Genomic DNA, 20,906 nt, shown 5'->3' with positions numbered 1-20,906 from the left:
TTAGAATTAAAATTGAATTTGAAGTCCAGCTTTGTATTGAGAAGAAATAGGATATTTTCCTTGGTCAATACCACGTGTACTTAGTCCGTTACCACCTGCCTCTGGGTCGAAACCAGAATAGTCAGTAATTGTTAATGGGTTTTGTGCTTGTACATAAACTCTAAATTTGCTAAACCCAATACCTTCTAGCCATTTTTTAGGAAAAGAATATCCTAAAGATATATTTCTTAATCTAATAAAATCGCCATTTTCTAAAAAGTAGTCCGATCCACCACGATAAGATCTAGAATTGTTTCCATCATACCAAGGTATATCTGAATTAGTATTATTTTGTGTCCAAGAGTAAAACAAATCTTTATGTGTTCCAACTTGGTACGCATATGCTTTACTTCCATTTAATACCTCTGCTCCAAAAGAACCGTACCACTGCATGCTAAAATCAACCCCTTTATAATTTGCAGAAAAGTTTAATCCTGCTTCAAAATCAGGAGTTCCGCTACCTGCATAGACTTTATCATTATCATCTATACGACCATTACCAGCATCTGCAATTCCATCATTATCAGTATCTTCTGTTAGCTGGTCTACGTACATTAATTCTCCTATTTTAGCACTTGGATCTATTTCTCTGTATTCCTCTAACTGTTCTTCTGTTTTAATTACACCTGCAGTTTCTCTTAAGAAAAAAGATGCTGCTTCATATCCTTCTGTAATAACAGTAACCAATTCTTCTGTTCCTGCATTAGATATAAAACCTCGGTCTAAATAAATGATAGGGTTACTAACACTTGTTTTTGTAACTCGGTTTGTATTATTAGTATAGGTACCAGAAACGTTCCAGCTAAGTCCTTTTTTACTTCTATGGTTGTATTTAAAGGCGTATTCTACACCAGTGTTTTCCATGTTACCAATATTAAAAATGGTATTTCTAAATTCCCCAGATACCCCAGTAGAAGGAGGATTTACAACTTGGTATAATAAATCTTGTTTTTCATTGGTATAATAATCCGTACTAAACGTTAATTTGTTTTTGAAAAAAGCAAAATCCCAACCAATGTTACGTTCTACATTGGTTTCCCATTTTAAGTTTGGATTACCAAATTCTAATTGTGTGGTTCCTAGCGCAACTCCTTCAGAGGAAGGGTTGTTAAGGTCTCCAGATGGAGAGTTACTTCCGAAGGCGTAATCTCTACCAGTTTCTACAACTGTTTGGTTACTGTACGCAGCAAACCTGTCATTACCGGTAGTACCATAACCAGCTCTCATTCTAAAAGTATTAACGACTTCTTTTAAAGGTTCCCAAAATTTTTCATCCGAAATATTCCAACCAATAGAAACAGAAGGGAAGAATCCCCATTTTTGTCCGTCAGAAAATTGTGAAGACCCATCATAACGACCACTAGCGCTCAATATATATTTACCATCATAGTTATATTGTATTCTACCAATATTTCCTATAAGTGTTCTTTCAAAATCGAAACCACCAGATTCTACATCCCAGATTAATTCATAATTATCAACAACAGTTACAGAAGGGTGTAAATTGTTCCTTACTTCTAGTTGATAGCGTTCATTTTTTGATTTTTCAAAAGAAGTACCAGCTAAAAGACTTATGTTGTGTTTACCAAAACTATTTTTGTAGTTTAAAAATTGCTCCGATGTTATTTTAGACGACGTTATATCGGTAAGTTGGTTTGATGTAATATTATCAGGATTAGAAATTAATTCTCCTTCTGTATTAAAAATATCAAACCTTGGAATTATTTTCTCCCATTTCTGATCCGTATAGGTTGCTCCAAATCTAGCAGTTAAGGTTAAATTTTTAAGCATACTATAATCGAACTGAATATTACCAGTATAACTATTACTGTTTCTTTGATCATCTGTTTTTATAGTCCTAACTGCGTTTGCAAGTCTTCTTGCTTCATTAAGTTGCCAATCATTGGTTGGGTCATCTAAACTAACTTGAGAAATATTAGCTATAGCATCAGTATCTAAACTAATTTCTGGTTGAAAAGGACGGTATTGGTATATTCTATTTATCATTCCTGAAAAAGGAACCAATCTTTCATCTCTTTTTGCCGTTATACCAGTACTAATTTTCCATTTTCCTTTAATGAACTCTGTGTTAGAACGAATATTAAATCTTTTAGCATTAGAACTATAAAATCCACCTTCTTGTTCAAAAAAGTTACCATTAAAACTGTATGTTAGTCCATCTCTACCACCAGAAACGTTTACAGAATGGTTTTGAATAGGAGCATTATCATTCAAAAGAACATCTCCAATATTGGTGTTATTTGTAAAATAACTAGCATTTCTATGAATGTCACCATCTACACCGCCTTGTGGTTTATCGGTGTTTAATGCTCCTCTTAATAAGTGCAAGTAAGAATACTCTTCGCTGGTCATAGCATCAAAGTCAGATGTGATTTTTTGAATACCGTATTCAGAATTTAATCGAATACTCATTTGGCCTACTTTACCCTTTTTTGTTGTAATAAGGATAACACCACCAGCACCACGTGTACCATATATAGATGCAGATGCCGCATCTTTTAATACATCTATAGATTCTATCTCACTAATACTTAGTTGTGGGTCAGAATCAAAAGGAATACCATCAACAACATATAAAGGACCATTTTGCCCATCTATTAATGAGCTAAATCCACGTATTAGGATATTGGCTTCTTCACCAGGAGCACCAGAGGCAGATGTAATGTTTACACCGGCAATTTGTCCTTGAAGGGCAGCACCAATATCAGATGTTGTTGTTTTTGCTAATTCTTCATTTTTTACTGAAACTACAGCTCCAGTAACTTCTTTTTTCTTTTGAGTTCCGTATCCAATAACAACTACTTCTTCTAGCTGCGATACGTCTTCTACTAAAGATACATTTATTACAGTTTGGTTTTTAACATTAATTTCTTTGGAGGAAAAACCAATGTAACTAAAAACTAAAATATCACTGTCGTTTGCATTAATAGAATAATTACCATCAAAATCAGAAACAACACCATTAGATGTTCCTTTTACAAAAATACTTACACCAGGTAAAGGACCACTATTGTCACTTACAGTACCTTTTACATTTTTTTGTTGCGCTTGAAGAGTAATAAAACTAAAAATACATACGAATACAAGCAGCCATTGCTTGGTCTCGAAATGTAAATTTCTTTTTAAACTAAATTTCATATTAATTCTTTTTAAGTTAGAGTTACAAATGTTTGTTAAAATTGTAATTATATACCTTTCATATGTCTTAGATTTTAGAACATATGACTTATATGTTAAAAAGAGTTAAAATTTTTTAATTTGATATTTTATTAATGGTTTTTTTGATAAAAACCATGTTATTCTTCATTGTAAGTCCTATTTATAGGTCTTTGTGAAGGTTTTTATTTAATGAAAAAAAATAATTTTTTTAGTTGTACCTTAAAGAGCATATTTCTTAATTATGCGTGTTTTTTATTGAAATTAAAGCATTTTTGATCATATGTGTTAAAACTATAATCATACCATACAAAAAGGAAATATGTTTTCTCGAATTTTAAGATTATCAATAATTTAATAGTTTTAAACAAATTCTTTTAAAAATAAATTTAAGTAGTAATGGTTATGAAGAGGATATTTTTATTAATTGTTTTTTATTCTTTATTTAAAGCTAGTCTAGCGCAAGAATCTAATTATTTTGAACATATTAGCAATGACCAGGGTTTATCTCAAAGCGACATTAATGATATATACCAAGATAAATTAGGTTTTATGTGGTTTGCAACGCATGACGGGCTTAATAAATATGATGGTTATAATTTTGATGTATACAAACCAGAAATTCATGCAGATAATCACATATCTAGTAATCTAGTATTTGCAATAACAGGGGACAAAAAAGGGAATTTATGGGTAGGAACTACAGGTAGCGGTTTAAACTTTTACGATCGGGAAAAAGAAACTTTTAGAGTTTTTAAACATGATGCAAATGATAATAGTACTATAATTAGCAATCATGTTTCAGATGTTTTTTTGGATAGTAAGAATAGGTTATGGGTAGGAACTAAGGCTGGATTAAATATGGCCGATTTAAACAAGCCACTTGATAGTATAAAATTTAAAGTTTTTAGTTTTAATGAAAACAATGATTTTAGAAGAAATAAAAAAGGTATTTCTAGTGTTTTTGAAGATAAAACAGGTAATATTTGGGTAGGTGCAAATAATGGCTTATTTAAATTAGCCAGAGATGAAAATGGATTTATTTTTTTTACTAAAAAACCTATAAATAATATATCATGGATTTCTGTAAATGATATTACAGTAGATCATAATAACCGTTTAATTTTAGCAACTAGTAATGGCGTTTTTGTTGAGGAATTTGATGAAGAGGATAAATCTATATTTAAAAGAATTTATAAATCTAATTTTTCTTCCATTTTAGTAGATGAAAATTATATATATGCAGGGAATAATTTGGGGTTATATATATTCAATAACTCTATAAATTCCAAAGAATATGAGATTATAAACCATTTTGCTTATAACCCTAGTAGCCAAACCCAAGGATTAAGTAAAAATATTATAAAAACTCTTTATAGAGATAAAACTGGGATTATTTGGATAGGGACTAATGGAGGTGGGGTCAACAAATTTGATTCTAAAGGAAAATATTTTAAGCATTATAAAAAAACCCAAGATGATAATAGCTTAAGTTATGATAAAATACGGTCTATTTATGAAGATAGTAATAATACACTATGGATAGGTACCGAAGGTGGCGGATTAAACATGGCGAAGTTTAATCCAGAAACTAATAATTACGCAAACTTTATAAATTTTAATAAAATTTTAAAAATATTTGCTATTACTGAAGTTGATTTTTTCGGAGAAAAAACGTTGCTAATTGGCGGGGAAAGCATACCTGGCTTATTTAAAGTAGATATAAATTCTACAGAAGAAATTTCTGAAAAAAGTATAACTCCTTTAATGGAAATGAAAGGAAGTATATTTAAAATATTGCAAGATCATAAAAAAAATATTTGGATTGGAACTTATAATAAGGGTGTAATAAAATGGAAGCCTAACCAAAAGAAAAAAAAGTATGAAAAAATATTTTTTACAGAAAAAGACGGTTTACCCAATAGAATAATTAGAAATGTTTTTCAAGATTCTAATCAAGATATATGGTTTGCTACCGGAAATGGATTATCTAGATTAAAAAAAGAAGAAATAAATAAGGACAAACCATTTTTTGAGATATTTAAAAATGAGAAAAACAATCATCATTCTTTAAGTCATAACTATATTTTAAGCCTATATGAGAGTAAAAAAGGAGAATTTTGGGTTGGAACCTTCGGAGGCGGACTTAATAAATATATTCCTGGAGAAAATGGAGGGAAGTCAAAATTTATATCCTATACAGAGGAAGATGGTTTACCTAATAATGTAATTAAAGGTATTTTAGAAGATGAAAAAGGGAATTTATGGCTATCTACCAATCAAGGGCTTTCTAATTTTGATCCAGTAGCAAAAACTTTTAAAAATTATGATGTTAATGATGGTTTACAAAGTAATGAGTTTCAAGAATTAGCCTTTTTTAAACGAAAAGATGGTGAAATGTTATTTGGAGGAATTAATGGTTTTAATGCCTTTTATCCAAACCAAATCAAAGAAAATTCTTTTGAAGCAGAAACCATGATTACAGATTTTACAATATTTAATAAGCCTGTAAAACAAGGAGAGAAAATTAATGGCCACGTAATTCTAGAAAATTCAATTAATACTACAGAGAAAATAAAATTAAACTATAGTGAAAATAGTTTCTCTTTTGAGTTTGCAGCATTACATTATGCCTCCCCTTTAAAAAATCAGTTTGCATATAAGTTAGAAGGTTTTGATAAGGAATGGATAAATACCACCTCAAATAAAAGGTATGCTACTTACACAAATTTAGAGCCAGGAGACTATAATTTTGTTGTAAAGTCTTCTAATAATGATAATGTATGGGATTCATCTCCTGCAAAAATATATATCGAAATTACACCGCCTTTTTATAAAACTACTATGGCATACTTATTTTACGGAGTATTATTAGTAGGTTTTTTAATGACTTTTTGGCGATATACCATTATAAGTACTACAAAAAAGCATCAATTAGAATTAGATGTAATAGAAAAAGAAAAGTCGGAAGAATTACAACGTATTAAACTAGAGTTTTTTACCAATGTTTCTCATGAATTTAGAACACCATTAACTTTAATAAAAGGACCTTTAGAATATTTAAAAGAAAATGGAAAAAAGTTAAGTGAAAAAACTTTAAATGAGCAATATGATTTGATGTCAAAAAATACGTCTTACTTGTTAAGGTTAGTAAATCAACTACTAGATTTTCGAAAAATTAATCAAGGAAAAATGAGGCTTGTTATGCGTCATAGTAATGTATTGTCATTTATACAAGAAATTGGAGAGCCTTTTCAATTTTTAGCAAGAAAAAAGAACATAAACTTTTCTATAATATCTAAAGACAAAAAATTAAAATCTTGGTTTGATCATGAAGCATTAGAGAAAATAATGTTTAACCTATTATCTAATGCGTTTAAATTTACCCCAGATAAAGGAGATATTGAAGTAAGAATAACTACGGTACAAAAAACGTCCTATAATTACTCTTTAACCAAAAAGAGAGAAATTCCACATTTACAAATAGAAGTGAAAGATTCTGGTGAAGGAATAGAAAATAGTAAGAAGAATACAATTTTTGAACGTTTTTATACAGAAAAAGGTGAAAAACATAAGAATTCTGAAGGAGTTGGTATTGGTTTGTCTTTTACAAAAAGTTTAATAGAATTGCATAGAGGTAGTATAGATATTGATACAAGAGAAACCAAAGGAACTAATTTTATAGTTTATTTACCATTAGAAAGAGATGCCTATGAGAATATTCCTGAGATAAGTTGCAAAGAAGAAGTTGATAATGATTTTTTAGCCAGGTCATCAGAAACAGAATTATTTGCAATTGGTATTAATGATGAAATAGAAGATAGCCCCTTATCTAAATCTAGATCTAAATTTCCTATACTTCTTGTTGTAGATGACAATAAAGATATTAGAGCTTTTATTAAGCAGACTTTAAGTGATATTTATATAATTCATGAGGCAGAAAATGGGAAAGAAGGCCTTAAGCTGGCCAAAAAGCATGTTCCGAACATAATTTTAACAGATGTTGTTATGCCAATAATGGATGGTATACAAATGTGTGAATCTTTAAAATCTAATAAAACCACAAGTCATATTCCGGTGTTAATGCTAACAGCAAAATCATCTGAAGATAGCCAATTAAAGGGTTTAACAATGGGTGCAGATGATTATATTTCTAAACCGTTTTCTATGCAGTTACTTAAATTAAAATTAGCAAATATAATTAGTTCAAGAGAAGGGTTGCGTAATAAGTTTAATAAAGCAATAGATTTTAAACCAACAGAAGTAACCGTAACATCTGTAGATGAAAAATTCTTAAAACAAGCTGTTGAAGTTGTAGAAAAACATATGATGAATACCGATTTTAGTGTAGAAATGTTAGTGAAAGAAATGGGGATGAGTAGAAGTAACTTGTATCTTAAATTTAAAGAGATAACTGGTTTGTCTTCTAGTGAATTTATTAGGAATATACGTTTAAAAAGAGCAATACAGTTATTAGATACAAGTGGACTTTCTGTAAAAGAAATTATGTATATGACAGGGTTTAATACAGCGTCTTATTTTTCTAAATGTTTTAAGAAACAGTTTGGAGTTGTACCAAGACAATATGTTAGAAATTTAAGTAAAGAAGCAAAAGAAAATGCTTAAAGTTTTTTTAAATAGGTTTTAATTATACCAAACAGCATAACGCTTTCTTCGTAATTCTAAGGCTAAAGCTTCTTCCATTTTTAATGCAGCAGCTCTAGTTTCTAAAGGAGCAATATGCTGGTATAAACTGCCTCTTAAATACATGCCATATTTCTCTACAATAGAAGCCGATATTTTATAGCCCTTCTTGTTCCTATGTCCTGTTTTGTGTTGTTCAAAACGTTCTTTAGGGGTTTTACTTGTCATACCAACATATAAGCATTCTAAAACACCATTAAATTGCGGATTAGCTTCTCTAAACTTTCTATTTTCTGTATATACTTTTTTTGAAAGTTCAATTACATAAATATGATATTTTGCTTTTGGCATTGTGTATAAAAATACCTTTAATTACCACTCTGTATGAAAAATACCTTCTTTATCAGTTCTTTCATAGGTATGAGAACCAAAATGGTCTCTTTGCGCTTGTATTAAATTTAAAGGTAATCGGTTAGAGGTATAGGCATCAAAATAAGTTAAAGAATTAGATAGTCCTGGTAAAGGAATACCATTTACAGCTGCATAAGAAACTAACTCTCTAGCAGAACCTACGGTACTTTGTACTTTTTGTATAAAAGAAGGAGAAAGTAGTAAGTTAGGTAACTCCTTATCTAAGTTAAAAGCTTCTGTAATATCTGCTAATAAACCAGCTCTAATAATACATCCTGCACGCCAAATTTTGGCTATAGTTGCTATATCTAATTTATAACCATACTCTTTAGAGGCATCTGCTAATTGGTGTAAGCCTTGTGCATATGTTATAATGAAAGAAAAGTATAAAGCCTCTTCAGTAATTTTTTCTAGTTTTTCTTTGTCCATTAGAGTAACAGTAGGCCTATCATATAAAACATCGGCCTTAACGCGTTCTTCTTTTAAGGCAGAGATTTCTCGCATGCTTACCGCAACGTCTATAGATGGTACTGGTATACCTAAATCCATTGCATTTTGGCTAGTCCATTTTCCAGTACCTTTTTGCTTGGCTTTGTCCAAAATTTTATCCACTAAATCTCCATCTGCTAAATCATCTTTTTTATTTAAAATTTCGGAAGTAATTTCTACTAAGAAAGATTGAAGTCTGCCTGCATTCCATTTAGAATACGTTTGGTGTAATTCTGCATTGGTGTAATTACCACCTTTTTTAAGAATATCATAAATTTCGGAAGTCAATTGCATTAAGCCATATTCTATACCATTATGCACCATTTTTACATAATTTCCAGCAGATTTGGGTCCTAAATAAGCAACACAAGGTTCTCCTTTATATTTTGCAGAAACTGCTTCAAAAATAGGCTTAACGTGTTGGTAAGCTTCTTTATTACCTCCAGGCATAATACTAGGCCCTAAACGAGCACCTTTAGCGCCTCCAGAAACTCCAGAGCCAAAAAAATGGATTCCTTTTTCTGCTAAGTAAGCATCTCTACGGTCTGTATCTGTAAAGAAAGAGTTTCCACCATCTATAATAATATCTCCTTTATCTAAAAGAGGTATTAGACCTTCAATAACACTATCTACAATTTTTCCAGCAGGTACTAACAACATTATTTTTCTTGGAGAGGAAAGAGCATTTACAAAAGTTGCAGTATCTGTAGAAGCGTCAACTTTATTAGTATCGCCTCCTTCTTTTTGTAAAGCAGTTACTTTTTCGGTATCTAAATCGTGTCCAAAAGCAGAAAAACCATTATCTGCAACATTTAATATAAAGTTACGACCCATAACTCCTAATCCTACTAATCCAAAATCGTATGCTTTTCCCATTTGTTTTAATTTAATCTATGCCCTTAAATAAAATATTTTGTTTGTTGTGTTGCTATTTATCGTCTAAATAAATAGTAAAATCAAAAGTAATAGAAAAAAATTAGTTTTAATATTATTTACATTTTTGAAACTATTAAATTAATGTTGTTTTAAATAGTAAATAATGGAATTTATTTCAGCATTACGTATTTTATATTGCAGAATTATGATTAATTTTCGCAATGAAAATAAGAGCTTACCCTTATATTTTGATACAAAGATATTTGGGGTTTTTGAAAAGGAATAATTAGAATAAATTATATGAACAAGACAGAAAACCAGATGCTCATTATTTTTGGGGCTTCGGGAGATTTAACAGCTAGAAAATTAGTACCAGCACTTTTTAATCTTTTTAGAGACGGTCATGTTCCAGATAATTTTGTTGTTCTAGGAGTTAGTAGAAGTAATTTAACAGATGAAGCGTTTCGGAAAAAAGTTGTTTTAGAGAGTGAATATCTTAAAAACAAAGCCACAGTTAAAGACTTTGGCTTAATAGAGAATTTTTCTAAGAATTTGTTTTATGAAGATTTAGGAGAAAATTATGATACTAGTTATAGCAGCTTAGCAGAACGCATAGGAGATTTAAATATAGAGTTTAGCATAGGTAATAATTATATATTTTACTTATCTACACCACCTAGTTTGTTTGAAGCAATATCAAAAAACCTAACAGAACAAGGACTTAATGATGAAACAGAAGGTTTTAAACGTTTAATTGTAGAAAAACCTTTTGGCTACGATTTAGAAACTGCTAAAAACCTAAATAAAGGTATTCAAAAATATTTTAAAGAATCTCAGATTTATAGAATAGATCATTACTTAGGAAAAGAAACAGTACAAAATCTTTTGGTTACACGTTTTGCTAACAGCATTTTTGAACCTCTTTGGAATAGGAATTATATACACCATGTTGAAATTACAAATGCAGAAAGCAATGGTGTAGAATTACGTGGAGGATATTATGATAATTCTGGAGCATTAAGAGATATGTTTCAAAACCATTTATTACAAATAGTTTCTTTAATTGTAATGGAGCCTCCAATAGCAGCTAATGCGCAGGAGATTAGAAATGAAAAAGTAAAAGCGTTACGGTCTTTAAGAATTATGAAAGATGAGAAAACGCTTAATGAAAATACAATTAGAGCCCAGTATGTAAGTTCTAAAATTAACGGTGAAGTTGTAAAAGGATATAGAGAAGAAAAAGATGTTAATCCAGAATCTAAAACGGAAACGTATGCTGCAATTAAGTTTTTTGTAGATAATTGGAGGTGGAAAGATGTCCCTTTTTATGTTCGTACAGCTAAACGTATGCCAACTAAGGTTACAGAAGTAGTTATTCATTTTAAATCGCCTCACCATCAAATTTTTCAGGATTCAGGAATGCTTAATAAAGCTAATAAACTTATAATAAGAATACAGCCAGACGAAGGTATTTTAATAAAATTTGGTGTAAAAGTTCCAGGGCAAGGGTTTAAAGTAGAGCGCGCTAATTTAGATTTTTATTACTCTAGTTTGCAAGAAACTCATGTTATGGAAGCTTATGAAAGATTATTGTTAGATGCCATGCAAGGAGATGCCACTTTATATGCTAGAGCAGATGAGGTAGAGGCAGCCTGGGCTTTTGTAGACCCTATTTTAGATTATTGGAAAAATGGTAAGGATGTACGAGTACATGGATATTCTGCAGGTGCATGGGGGCCTAAAAATGCAGATGAACTCATAGAGGGAATAGGAACATGGCGTAACCCAAGTGAAAATTTGGCAGATGATCCTGGTTATTGTGTTATTTGTTAGTTATAGATTTTTAAAATTACAGAACAAGCATTAGAATGAAAAAATACATATACAATACTAAGCAAGAGGTAGCAATAAATTTCTCTAACTACCTTGCCACATTAATAAAAGAAAAAAATACCGCACATATAGCTTTATCTGGAGGAAGTACGCCAAAAATTGTTTTTGAGGAGCTAGCTTCTAATTTTTTAGATAAAATAGATTGGAGCGGTGTGCATTTATATTGGGGAGATGAGCGTTGCGTTGCCCCTACAGATTCTGAGAGTAATTATAAAATGACGGTAGATTACCTTATTTCCAAAATAAACATACCACTAGAAAATATACATAGAATAAAAGGGGAGGAGGTTCCTTCTAAAGAGGCGATTAGGTATAGCGAAGTTCTAAAAAAAGTAGTACCACAAGAAAATAACGTACCAAAATTTGATTTAGTAATTCTTGGTATGGGAGATGATGGACATACGGCATCTATTTTTCCTCATGAAATTAATTTATGGGATTCAAAGAATATTTGTGAAGTAGCAATACACCCAGATTCTGGTCAAAAAAGAATTTCTTTAACAGGAGCTGTTATTAATAATGCAGATACCGTTGCTTTTTTAGTTACAGGAGAAGGTAAAAAAGAAAAGGTAGATATAATTATAAACAAAAAAGGAGATTATAAGCAATATCCTGCAAGTCTTGTTGCTCCAAAATCTAATAATTTAATTTGGTTTTTGGATACAGCTGCAGCGCAAGAAATTTAAAAAATAGCCTATAAATCTATTTTTACATTTTCATTATTTAGCTCTTCTATATGTTCTTCTATTTTAAATTTAGAAGCTTTAAAGTTAGAGCTCCTTTTTATAGATTGTTCTTTACGTTTAATACTTCTAGAAAAACGACGTATACCTTGTTCTGTATCAATTACTAAACCAGGAATTGGAGCGTTTTCGCCATTAGGGCCTTTGGCAACCATTGTAAAATAAGAAGAATTGCAATGTTTTTTTACTCCTGTAGTAATGTTCTCGGACTCTACACGAACACCAACAACCATTGAGGTTCTTCCGGTATAATTTACAGAAGCTTTTAAAGTAACAAGCTCGCCAACCTCAATAGGGTTTAAAAAATCTACTTTGTTTACAGATGCTGTTACACAATAGTGTTGGGAATGTTTAGAAGCGCATGCAAAAGCAATTTGATCCATTAAATTTAAAATATGCCCTCCATGTACTTTTCCACTAAAATTAGAGTGTGCAGGTAGCATTAGTTCTGTAATAGATACTCTGGATTCTTTAGAACTTTTATAATTTTTCATTTGGCTGTTATACTAAAGTTGGTATTTTTTTTATTTTAATTTCCAAAATGAGGAGACTTTTCGGATGCTACCTCAGTAACAAAATATTTAGTATCTCCTAACCAAAAGAAAGTAGCGTAACGTTCTACATACTGGAGTTTTACATACTTTCCTTGGTATTCTTTTAGTTTAGAAATTACTTCTTTGTCTTTATCTAAAACCGAAAAAGAAAATATTTGTGCGCCAGATATTCCTTGGCTAATTTCTCCTTCCCATGTTTTAGCTATAACCCCTTTTCTGCTAATTTTAATAAGTTCTCCAGAGCGTACTCCTTCGCTGAAAGGAACATAATAAATAAAAGCATAGTAGGCAGCTAATACAACTACCACAGTTATAACTATTAGGCTTATAATTTTTTTCATTTTTAGTGTATTTTTTAAAATGGTTTTTAGTTTAGTTTAGGCGCTTCAAAATCGTCTTCTTGAGCACGTTTTAATAATGGCTCAGGAATAGATTTTTTAGCTTTTGCACCCATTTTTTTAAGCTTTTCAATACTTGTAATTATATTTCCACGGCCTTCTACAAGTTTGTTCATGGCTCCTTTGTATTCGCCTTTAGCTTCATCAATTTTTTTACCAACCTTTAATAAATCGTTAGTAAAACCTTCAAATTTATCATATAAAGCACCAGCCTGTCTTGCAATCTCAATTGCGTTACGTTGTTGTTTTTCATTATTCCACATACTATCTATAGTACGCAATGTAGCTAATAGGGTAGAAGGGGTAACAATTACTATGTTTTGTTCAAAGGCTTTATTATAAAGTGCATTGTCTGCATTTACAGCAATAGCAAAAGCTGGCTCTATAGGGACAAACATGAGTACAAAATCTGGACTTTCCATAGCATAAAGGTCTTCATACTTTTTGGCCGATAGTTGGTCTACATGTCTTTTTAAAGAGTTTAAATGGTCTTTTAAGAAGCGTTCTTTATCCTCTTCTTCTGCATTAATAAATCGTTCATAATCAGTTAAAGAAACTTTGGAATCTACTACCATTTTTTTACCGTCGGGTAAATTAATAATAACATCTGGTAACACTCTAGAACCGTCTTCTCTAGTAAAACTTTGTTGTACACTATACTCACGGTCTTTTTCTAATCCAGATTTTTCTAAAACGCGTTCTAAAACTAGTTCTCCCCAGTTTCCTTGCATTTTACTATCGCCTTTAAGTGCTTTAGTTAGGTTTTCTGCTTCTTGAGTTATTTTTAAATTCTGACTTTGTAGGTTAACAAGCTGTTCTTTTAGAGCAGAATGTATGCTAATGTTTTCTTTTTGGCTATCCTCAACTTTTTTCTCAAATAATTGTATTTTCTCTTGTAAAGGAGAAAGTATATTTTTTATGTTTTTCTGATTTTGCTCTGTAAACTTTAGGCTTTTTTCATCCAAAATTTTATTCGCTAAGTTTTCAAATTCTTTAGTAAATTTTTCTTGTAACTTCTCAACTTCAGCCTTTTGTTCTGTGTTTTTTTCTTGTAGATTTTCTATATCAGACTGGTAACGAACAATTTGATTACTCATTTGTTCTTTCTCTTGCTGTAAATGTCTCTTGTGTTCTATTTCATCAGCCAAGCTAGTTTCTAAAGAAGAAATATTATTTTGTAATTGCTTTTCTCTTTCTTCTAATGCACTATGGCTAGATTTTGTTTTAAGCAATTGTATGTAGTTGCCTAAAAAATAACCTATAGCAAGGCATATAATACCAATTAAAATGTAAATAAGATATGTGTTCATTTAAAATTTAAAATATACAAGTAAAGATAAAGGTTCTGCTTTTATTTTTAGCAAACTAATAAAGTTACTTTTTAACTCTAAAAGTAGCTGTAGTGGCATTAAACGTAACAGTATCCTCGGGGAAAAGACTATTAAAATGTTTTTGTTCAATTAATTCGTTTGGGCTACCATAAGGATTGTTAGTAGTATTAAGGAGTAACATTTTATCACACAGTTGAATACCTAATTCAATCTCATGAGTAGTAAAAATAATGGTTTTGTTAGTATTGTAAGTTATTGATTTTAAAAGTTTTAAAATGTTTGCTTTATGATAGAGGTCTAGGTGCGTGGTTGGCTCATCTAAAAGTATAATAGAAGTGTCTTGCGCTAATGCACGCGCAATCATAACACGTTGCATTTGCCCATCACTAAGTTCGTAGCATTTTTTATGTTTTAACTCTAGTAAATCTACTTTACTAATTGCAGTGTTAATAACTGTTTTATCTTTCTCTGTAAGATTACCAATCCAGTTGGTATATGGTTGTCTCCCTAAAGCAATCAGTTCTAATACCGTTAAGTTTTTAGAGGCTATCTTTTCTGTAAGAACTACACTTATTTCTAAGGCCAATTGTTGTGGCGTGTAGGTATTTGTATTTTTTTCTTTTATAAGAAGCTCTCCAGACAATTCTTTTTGTATAGCTCCTAAAGTTCGTAATAAAGTAGATTTTCCCGCACCGTTAACTCCAATAACAGCAATTAGTTCTCCAGAATTAGCAGAAAAACTAATAGGAGTACCTATTTGGGTTTGTTCCTTATTGGTTTGGTACCCAATACTAAGGTTTTTAGCAGATAGGACGGTATTTTTTTTAGGATTATAAATAGTCTTTTTTTTAGTTTTAAAATATCATTTTTCGTTTACGAACTAACAACCAAATAACAACTGGAGCTCCAACAATAGAGGTTATAGCATTAATTGGTAAAATGTTTGCCGAACTTGGTAATTGTGCAACAGTATCGCAAAGTAACATTAAAATAGCACCATAAATTAGAACAGCTGGTACTAGTATTTTATGATTGGTGGTATTAAAAATTTGTCGTGTTAAGTGCGGAACGGCTAAGCCTATAAAGGCAATAGGGCCAGCAAAAGCAGTTATACTACCCGCTAATATTCCTGCAGCGAGGATTATTAAATACCTCATTTTTTTTATGTTAATACCTAAAGTACGCGCATAGTTTTCTCCTAAAAGCATAGCATTTAGTGTTTTTATAGAAATAATACTTAAAATAACCCCTAACACACATATAACACATAGAATGGTAACTTGTTCCCAAGTTAAATTGCCAATACTGCCAAAGGACCAGTATACATATTGCTGTAGTTTTTCGGCATTTGTAAAATAAGATAACGTACTTACTATAGCAGCAGTAATACTGCCAAACATGAGTCCTATAATTAATAAAGCCATAGTATCTTTTACTCTAGATGCTACAATAATTACACAGAATAGTACCCCAAAACTACCAATGCTAGATATAATTGCTAACGATACATTACTCACTAAATTAATAGCAGCAATACTACTAAAAATTGAAGAACCCATAATAAGTAAAGCAACTCCTAAACTAGCACCAGAACTAATGCCTAAAACAAAAGGACCCGCTAAAGGGTTACGAAAAAGAGTTTGCATCAATAAGCCGCTTAGGGCAAGTCCGCTTCCTACTAAAATGGCAGTAAATGCTTTGGGTATTCTATAATTCCAAATAATATAACTCCAAGAGTTATTGGTAGTTTCTCCTCCAAAAACAGAACTTATGGTATCTGAAAATGGAATAGAAACAGAACCTAAACTAATATTTATTCCAAAGAATAATACTAAGAGCAAAGACAATGCTAAAAAGGGTTTTATGTATGTTTTGGTAGACTCCAAATTATTCTAAAGGTTTGTAAAAATAAGGTTTGTAGTTTGGTAAAACTTCAGGATGGAATATAGAAATTAAATCCCTTAGAACAATATCTGGTCTACTTGGAGCAAGTTCATAAAACAATAAACCACCTGTAGGCCCTTTAGTATTTGCAAAAGTGTAAATATTTTTATTTTTAAAAGCTTTAAATTGTGTATAATGAGGACTACTTTCTTTCATTTGTTCATAGGTTGTATACTGTGAGGGGGAAAGCCAATAATCCGCGTTTTGTGCTATATTTAAAACATTTTCCCAGCTTAAGGAAAGGCTTCCTGTTTCTTTATCATCTTTCCATAAATAGTTTGTGTTAGCATCATTTAAGTATTGCGCTGCCCAGCTTTTACCACCTGGTAAATACCAAACATCTTTAAACATAGCGCCAGATAAAACAGTATGCTTCGTATTTGCTTTAGCAGCAAGCTCTTTGACTTTATGGTATTCTTTTTCTATGGAATTAAAAATACTGTCTGCCTTTGTCTCTTTATGAAAGAAAGGAGCAAAAAACTTAATCCACTCTGCTTTTCCAAGCGGGGTTTGTTCTGCCCAATCACCATTGTAAGCAACAGGAATATTTGCATCTTCTAGGGTTTTATAGGCTTTATTTTGATTATCAATACCAAAGCCAATAACCACATTTGGTTGCAATTCTAGAGCAATCTCTGTATTTAAAGATTCGTTATTTCCTAATTCTTTAACTTGTTTGTTAGCTATTCTTTTTCTTGTTGCCATAGAAGAAATATAGTTGGTGTTGGGAAAACCAACCAAGGAAGTTTCTACACCTAAAGCTTCTAAAACTGGTATATGTGTAGTAGAAGTTACTATTATTTTTTTAACAGGAGTTGTTATAATAGCATCATAAGAATCTTTATTAAGGGTAAGGGCAGCCATTTTTTCTTCAGGGACTAATGCATATGAAAAACCTTTAGTTGCATTTGGCCAAGGTGCAGTAATTTTTATAATTGTGATACCAGTACTTTCTTTTTTTACTGTAAAACCTGTAGCATATTTAAGAGTAGAGGTAACTGTTTTGTCTAAATTAGTAGAGGCTTCTTCTTTTTTGTTTTTACAGGATAAAAAAAGAAATATTGTTAGGGATAATAAAATGCGATTCATTCTAAAAAAATAGGTTCTGACTTAATTAAATGTTTTTTGCAAGGTAAGGAATGTCATTTTTTAAATGTAAAACTTAAAAGAGAAAATAGTAGAAATTAGTTAATATGGTTTACTTTTGCAGTGAATTTGGTTTTTATTGCTTTTTTTAAGTGATAAAATTAAAAGGGAATCTGGTTAAATTCCAGAGCTGTTCCCGCAACTGTAAACTTAGTCTTTAAATTATTTTAAAGATGGTTGTTATTTCTTCTAAACCACTGCTTTAATTAAGCGGGAAGGTAAATAACAATACGTAAGTCAGGAGACCTGCCAGGTTTTTAACTAAAATAACAATAGACTTTCGGGTAAAAGGTCTTTGGTGTGATGAAACGTATAGTAGTATTTTTTTTATTTATAATTGGCATTAATTTGTCTTTTTCTCAGCAAGATTCTATTCTAAAGCTAGATGAGGTTGTTGTTTCTGATAGTAGGCTATTACAGTTCTCTAATGGAATTAAAATTACAACAATTACAGATTCTACTTTACAAAGAGTACCTGGCGGTTTAACTAATGCACTGCGCTATAATAGTTCGGTTTATTTTAAAGAGAATGGATATGGAATGGTTTCTTCCCCTTCTTTTAGAGGAACAGGGGCATCACAAACAGCAGTAATTTGGAACGGCATAAATGTAAATTCGCAACTAAACGGGCAAACGGATTTTAATACCATTCTCCCGCAAAGTTATGATAAGATAAGTATAAGAAGTGGAGGCGGAAGTACGCAATATGGAACAGGTGCCGTTGGTGGTAGTATACATTTAGAAAATAGTTTAAATTTTACACAACCTTGGACTAATGTACTAAACTTAGGATATGGTAGTTTTGGTACAAAAAACTTTAATTATAAGTCTAAATACGGTACAGATAAAACAGCTTTTAGTGTAGGTATAGGACATATATCTTCTGAAAATGATTATAAGTATCTAGGAACAGATAAGAGAAATGAAAACGGAGCTTTTAATAATAATACTATAGATTTAGGCTTTGGGTTATTATTTTCTACAACTAATTTGTTAAAACTGCAACACTCTACGTTTATTGGTGATCGTGACTTTTCAGGAACTTTAACAGCCCCATCTAATAGTAACTACAAAAACTATAATTCAAAGTCCTTATTAGAGTGGGTTAACTATAAAAGCAATAAAGTACAGCGCACAAAACTGGCATATTTATACGAGCGCTATAAGTATTTTGCTAATAAAGATTCTGATAGTTTTACAACAAGTAATGCTAAAACTATGCTATTTAATTACGATTTAAAGTATAGTATAAATAATATGTTGTTAAATGGTTTGGTAGACTATAACAATGTAAGAGGTGAGGGGAGTTCTATAGCTTCGGTTACTAGAAATCTAGTGGCAACAACCTTTTTGTTTTCTCATACTGCTAGCAAAAAACTTTCCTATGGTGTGAATCTTAGAAAAGATTGGGTTACAGATTACAACAGTCCTTTTGTATATGCATTAGATGGTAAATACCAACTAACTAAAAATTATGCAATAACACTAAATACTTCTAAAAATTTTAGAATACCAACTTTTAATGATTTGTATTGGGAAACAGGAGGTAATAAAGATTTAAAACCAGAAACTTCGCATCAGGTAGAGTTTGGACAAATTTTTAATAAAAAAGGCCTTAAGGCAGAACTGTACTCGTATTATACAACCAATAAAGATTTAATACAATGGCGCCCAAGTAGTGTATCTGGTGTTTGGTCTCCTATAAATGTTAAGAGTGTTTACCAATATGGAGTAGAATCTAGTTTAGCTGTTCATAAAAAAATTAAAGAAAACCCTATAGTAGCTACTATAACTTATGCCTATACTAAAGCTATAGATAAAGAATCTGGAAATCAATTAATGTATGTGCCTTTACACAAAGCTACAGGAAGCCTAGTGTATCATTATGGTAAGTATAAAATAGGTTTGCAAACATTATATAACGGATTAGTTTTTACCACAACAGACGAATCGCAAGAAGTAGATGCTTATTTTATTGGCAATGTTACTTTAGAATATGATGTATTAAATTTTTTAAATACCGATGTTATATTAGCTCTAAGTGTTAATAATATTTTGAACACCAATTACCAAAACGTGGCATTTAGACCAATGCCTAATAGAAACTTTAAATTACAATTAAACTTTAAATTTTAGAAAATGAAAATTAAACATGTAGTATTAGCAATAGCATTAGGCGCATTTTTTGCATCTTGTGAGAATGATGATAATGGAGGTGAGTCTTTACCGTTAGGAGCGTACGAAAATGGAATATTAGTGGTTAACGAAGGCCCTTTTCAAAACGGTTCTGGAACAATATCTTTTTTATCTGATGATTTAGAAACTAATGAAGCGGCAATATATAATAAAGTAAACAATAAAGATTTAGGAAATGTTATACAGTCTATTGGTTTTGCAGACAATACAGCTTACGTAATAGCAAATGTATCCAATACAATAGAGGTAATTAATAGAAATACCTTTGAAAGCGAAGGTACTATAGATGCGGACTTATCCAATCCAAGATATTTTGTAGCTGTAAATGGTAAAGGATATGTTACTAATTGGGGAGACACTTCTGATGAAACAGATGATTTTATTGCAGTAATTAATTTATCAACAAATACTGTAGAAAGTACAATTCCTGTAGCTCTTGGACCAGAGGCAATTGTAGCAAAAGGAAATACAATATATGTAGCTCATCAAGGAGCTTTTGGTACAAATAGTATTGTTTCTGTAATTGATGTTACATCAGAAGATATTACTAAAACACTAGAAGTTGGTAAAAGGCCAAATTCATTAGTTTTAGATGCTAATGATAATATATGGGTATTAGCATCTGGTGGTTCCTCATGGCCAGTACCGGAAGATGAAAGTGCAGGTGTTTTGTCAGAAATTAATACGAGTACTAATGAAGTGGTAACTACAATTAATTTTAACGGTGTTGAGCACCCTAGTTTTTTAAATATAGATGGAGAAAATTTATATTATAACTTGGGTAAAGATGTGTATACTTTAAAAACTACAGACGATACTCTCCCAACATCTTCTTATGTAACACATACTGCAACATCTTTATATGGGATGGATGTTTATAATGGTAAATTATATCTTGCAGATGCCTTAGATTATGCAAGTAATGGTTCATTAACTATATATGATTTAAATACACAAGCAGTAGATAAAACTTTTACAGTTGGTTTAAATCCAAATGGTGTTTATTTTAATGAATAAATATATTAGAAAAATAGAATAAAAAAGGCGCTACAATTGTAGCGCCTT

At 31.0% G+C, this 20,906-nt stretch carries 14 protein-coding genes and 1 riboswitch; of the genes, 5 read left to right on the top strand and 9 right to left on the bottom strand.

Features of this window, described 5'->3' with window-relative positions; genetic code table 11:
* Positions 1–6: 6 nt before the first annotated feature.
* Positions 7–3,198, bottom strand: coding sequence for a SusC/RagA family TonB-linked outer membrane protein (locus CLV91_RS10760; RefSeq protein WP_121067696.1), 3,192 nt, complete (start codon positions 3,196–3,198; stop codon positions 7–9).
* A gap of 423 nt (positions 3,199–3,621) precedes the next feature.
* Here CLV91_RS10760 and CLV91_RS10755 point away from each other — a divergent pair, with 423 nt between their 5' ends.
* Positions 3,622–7,842, top strand: coding sequence for a hybrid sensor histidine kinase/response regulator transcription factor (locus CLV91_RS10755; protein ID WP_245987175.1), 4,221 nt, complete (start codon positions 3,622–3,624; stop codon positions 7,840–7,842).
* 18 nt (positions 7,843–7,860) lie between these two features.
* Here CLV91_RS10755 and CLV91_RS10750 read toward each other — a convergent pair whose 3' ends face one another.
* Together CLV91_RS10750 and gndA are read right to left on the bottom strand one after the other, a co-directional pair.
* Positions 7,861–8,211: a ribose-5-phosphate isomerase gene (locus CLV91_RS10750; protein ID WP_121067691.1), complete on the bottom strand. Its 351-nt coding sequence runs from the start codon at positions 8,209–8,211 to the stop codon at positions 7,861–7,863.
* A gap of 21 nt (positions 8,212–8,232) precedes the next feature.
* Positions 8,233–9,636 carry an NADP-dependent phosphogluconate dehydrogenase gene (gene gndA / locus CLV91_RS10745; RefSeq protein ID WP_121067688.1) on the bottom strand — a complete coding sequence of 468 codons (1,404 nt, stop codon included), beginning with the start codon at positions 9,634–9,636 and terminating at the stop codon, positions 8,233–8,235.
* Positions 9,637–9,936: 300 nt separating this feature from the next.
* Here gndA and zwf point away from each other — a divergent pair, with 300 nt between their 5' ends.
* Together zwf and pgl are read left to right on the top strand one after the other, a co-directional pair.
* Positions 9,937–11,469 (top strand): glucose-6-phosphate dehydrogenase, encoded by a 1,533-nt coding sequence (gene zwf, locus CLV91_RS10740; RefSeq protein ID WP_121067685.1) that lies wholly within the window; start codon positions 9,937–9,939, stop codon positions 11,467–11,469.
* A gap of 35 nt (positions 11,470–11,504) precedes the next feature.
* Entirely contained in the window at positions 11,505–12,215 is a 711-nt protein-coding gene (gene pgl / locus CLV91_RS10735; RefSeq protein ID WP_121067681.1) for a 6-phosphogluconolactonase, read from the top strand.
* 8 nt (positions 12,216–12,223) lie between these two features.
* Here pgl and CLV91_RS10730 read toward each other — a convergent pair whose 3' ends face one another.
* The 6 genes from CLV91_RS10730 to CLV91_RS10705 form a co-directional block, all read right to left on the bottom strand.
* On the bottom strand, positions 12,224–12,766 hold the full coding sequence (locus tag CLV91_RS10730; RefSeq protein ID WP_121067678.1) for an acyl-CoA thioesterase: 543 nt from the start codon (positions 12,764–12,766) through the stop codon (positions 12,224–12,226).
* Positions 12,767–12,801: 35 nt separating this feature from the next.
* A complete protein-coding gene (locus CLV91_RS10725; protein ID WP_121067675.1) occupies positions 12,802–13,167 on the bottom strand; it encodes a 6-phosphogluconate dehydrogenase in 366 nt (121 codons plus the stop codon).
* A gap of 26 nt (positions 13,168–13,193) precedes the next feature.
* The gene (gene rmuC / locus CLV91_RS10720) at positions 13,194–14,534 is read right to left on the bottom strand and encodes a DNA recombination protein RmuC (RefSeq protein ID WP_121067672.1); all 1,341 of its coding nucleotides are present in this window, start codon (positions 14,532–14,534) and stop codon (positions 13,194–13,196) included.
* Positions 14,535–14,598: 64 nt separating this feature from the next.
* Positions 14,599–15,300, bottom strand: coding sequence for an ABC transporter ATP-binding protein (locus tag CLV91_RS10715; RefSeq protein WP_317124774.1), 702 nt, complete (start codon positions 15,298–15,300; stop codon positions 14,599–14,601).
* Positions 15,301–15,409: 109 nt separating this feature from the next.
* Complete coding sequence (locus CLV91_RS10710) at positions 15,410–16,441, bottom strand: FecCD family ABC transporter permease (protein ID WP_121067666.1); 1,032 nt, start codon at positions 16,439–16,441, stop codon at positions 15,410–15,412.
* A 1-nt stretch (position 16,442) separates the two neighbouring features.
* On the bottom strand, positions 16,443–17,588 hold the full coding sequence (locus tag CLV91_RS10705; RefSeq protein ID WP_121067663.1) for an ABC transporter substrate-binding protein: 1,146 nt from the start codon (positions 17,586–17,588) through the stop codon (positions 16,443–16,445).
* Between the two features lie 110 nt (positions 17,589–17,698).
* A riboswitch (cobalamin riboswitch) is annotated at positions 17,699–17,913 on the top strand.
* A gap of 35 nt (positions 17,914–17,948) precedes the next feature.
* Here CLV91_RS10705 and CLV91_RS10700 point away from each other — a divergent pair.
* Together CLV91_RS10700 and CLV91_RS10695 are read left to right on the top strand one after the other, a co-directional pair.
* Positions 17,949–19,781 (top strand): TonB-dependent receptor plug domain-containing protein, encoded by a 1,833-nt coding sequence (locus CLV91_RS10700; protein ID WP_121067660.1) that lies wholly within the window; start codon positions 17,949–17,951, stop codon positions 19,779–19,781.
* A 3-nt stretch (positions 19,782–19,784) separates the two neighbouring features.
* Positions 19,785–20,858 carry a YncE family protein gene (locus tag CLV91_RS10695; protein ID WP_121067657.1) on the top strand — a complete coding sequence of 358 codons (1,074 nt, stop codon included), beginning with the start codon at positions 19,785–19,787 and terminating at the stop codon, positions 20,856–20,858.
* The last annotated feature ends 48 nt before the right edge of the window (positions 20,859–20,906 follow it).

Source organism: Maribacter vaceletii (assembly GCF_003634105.1).
Lineage (GTDB): Bacteria > Bacteroidota > Bacteroidia > Flavobacteriales > Flavobacteriaceae > Maribacter_B > Maribacter_B vaceletii.
This window is presented reverse-complemented; position numbering and strand designations above follow the sequence as displayed.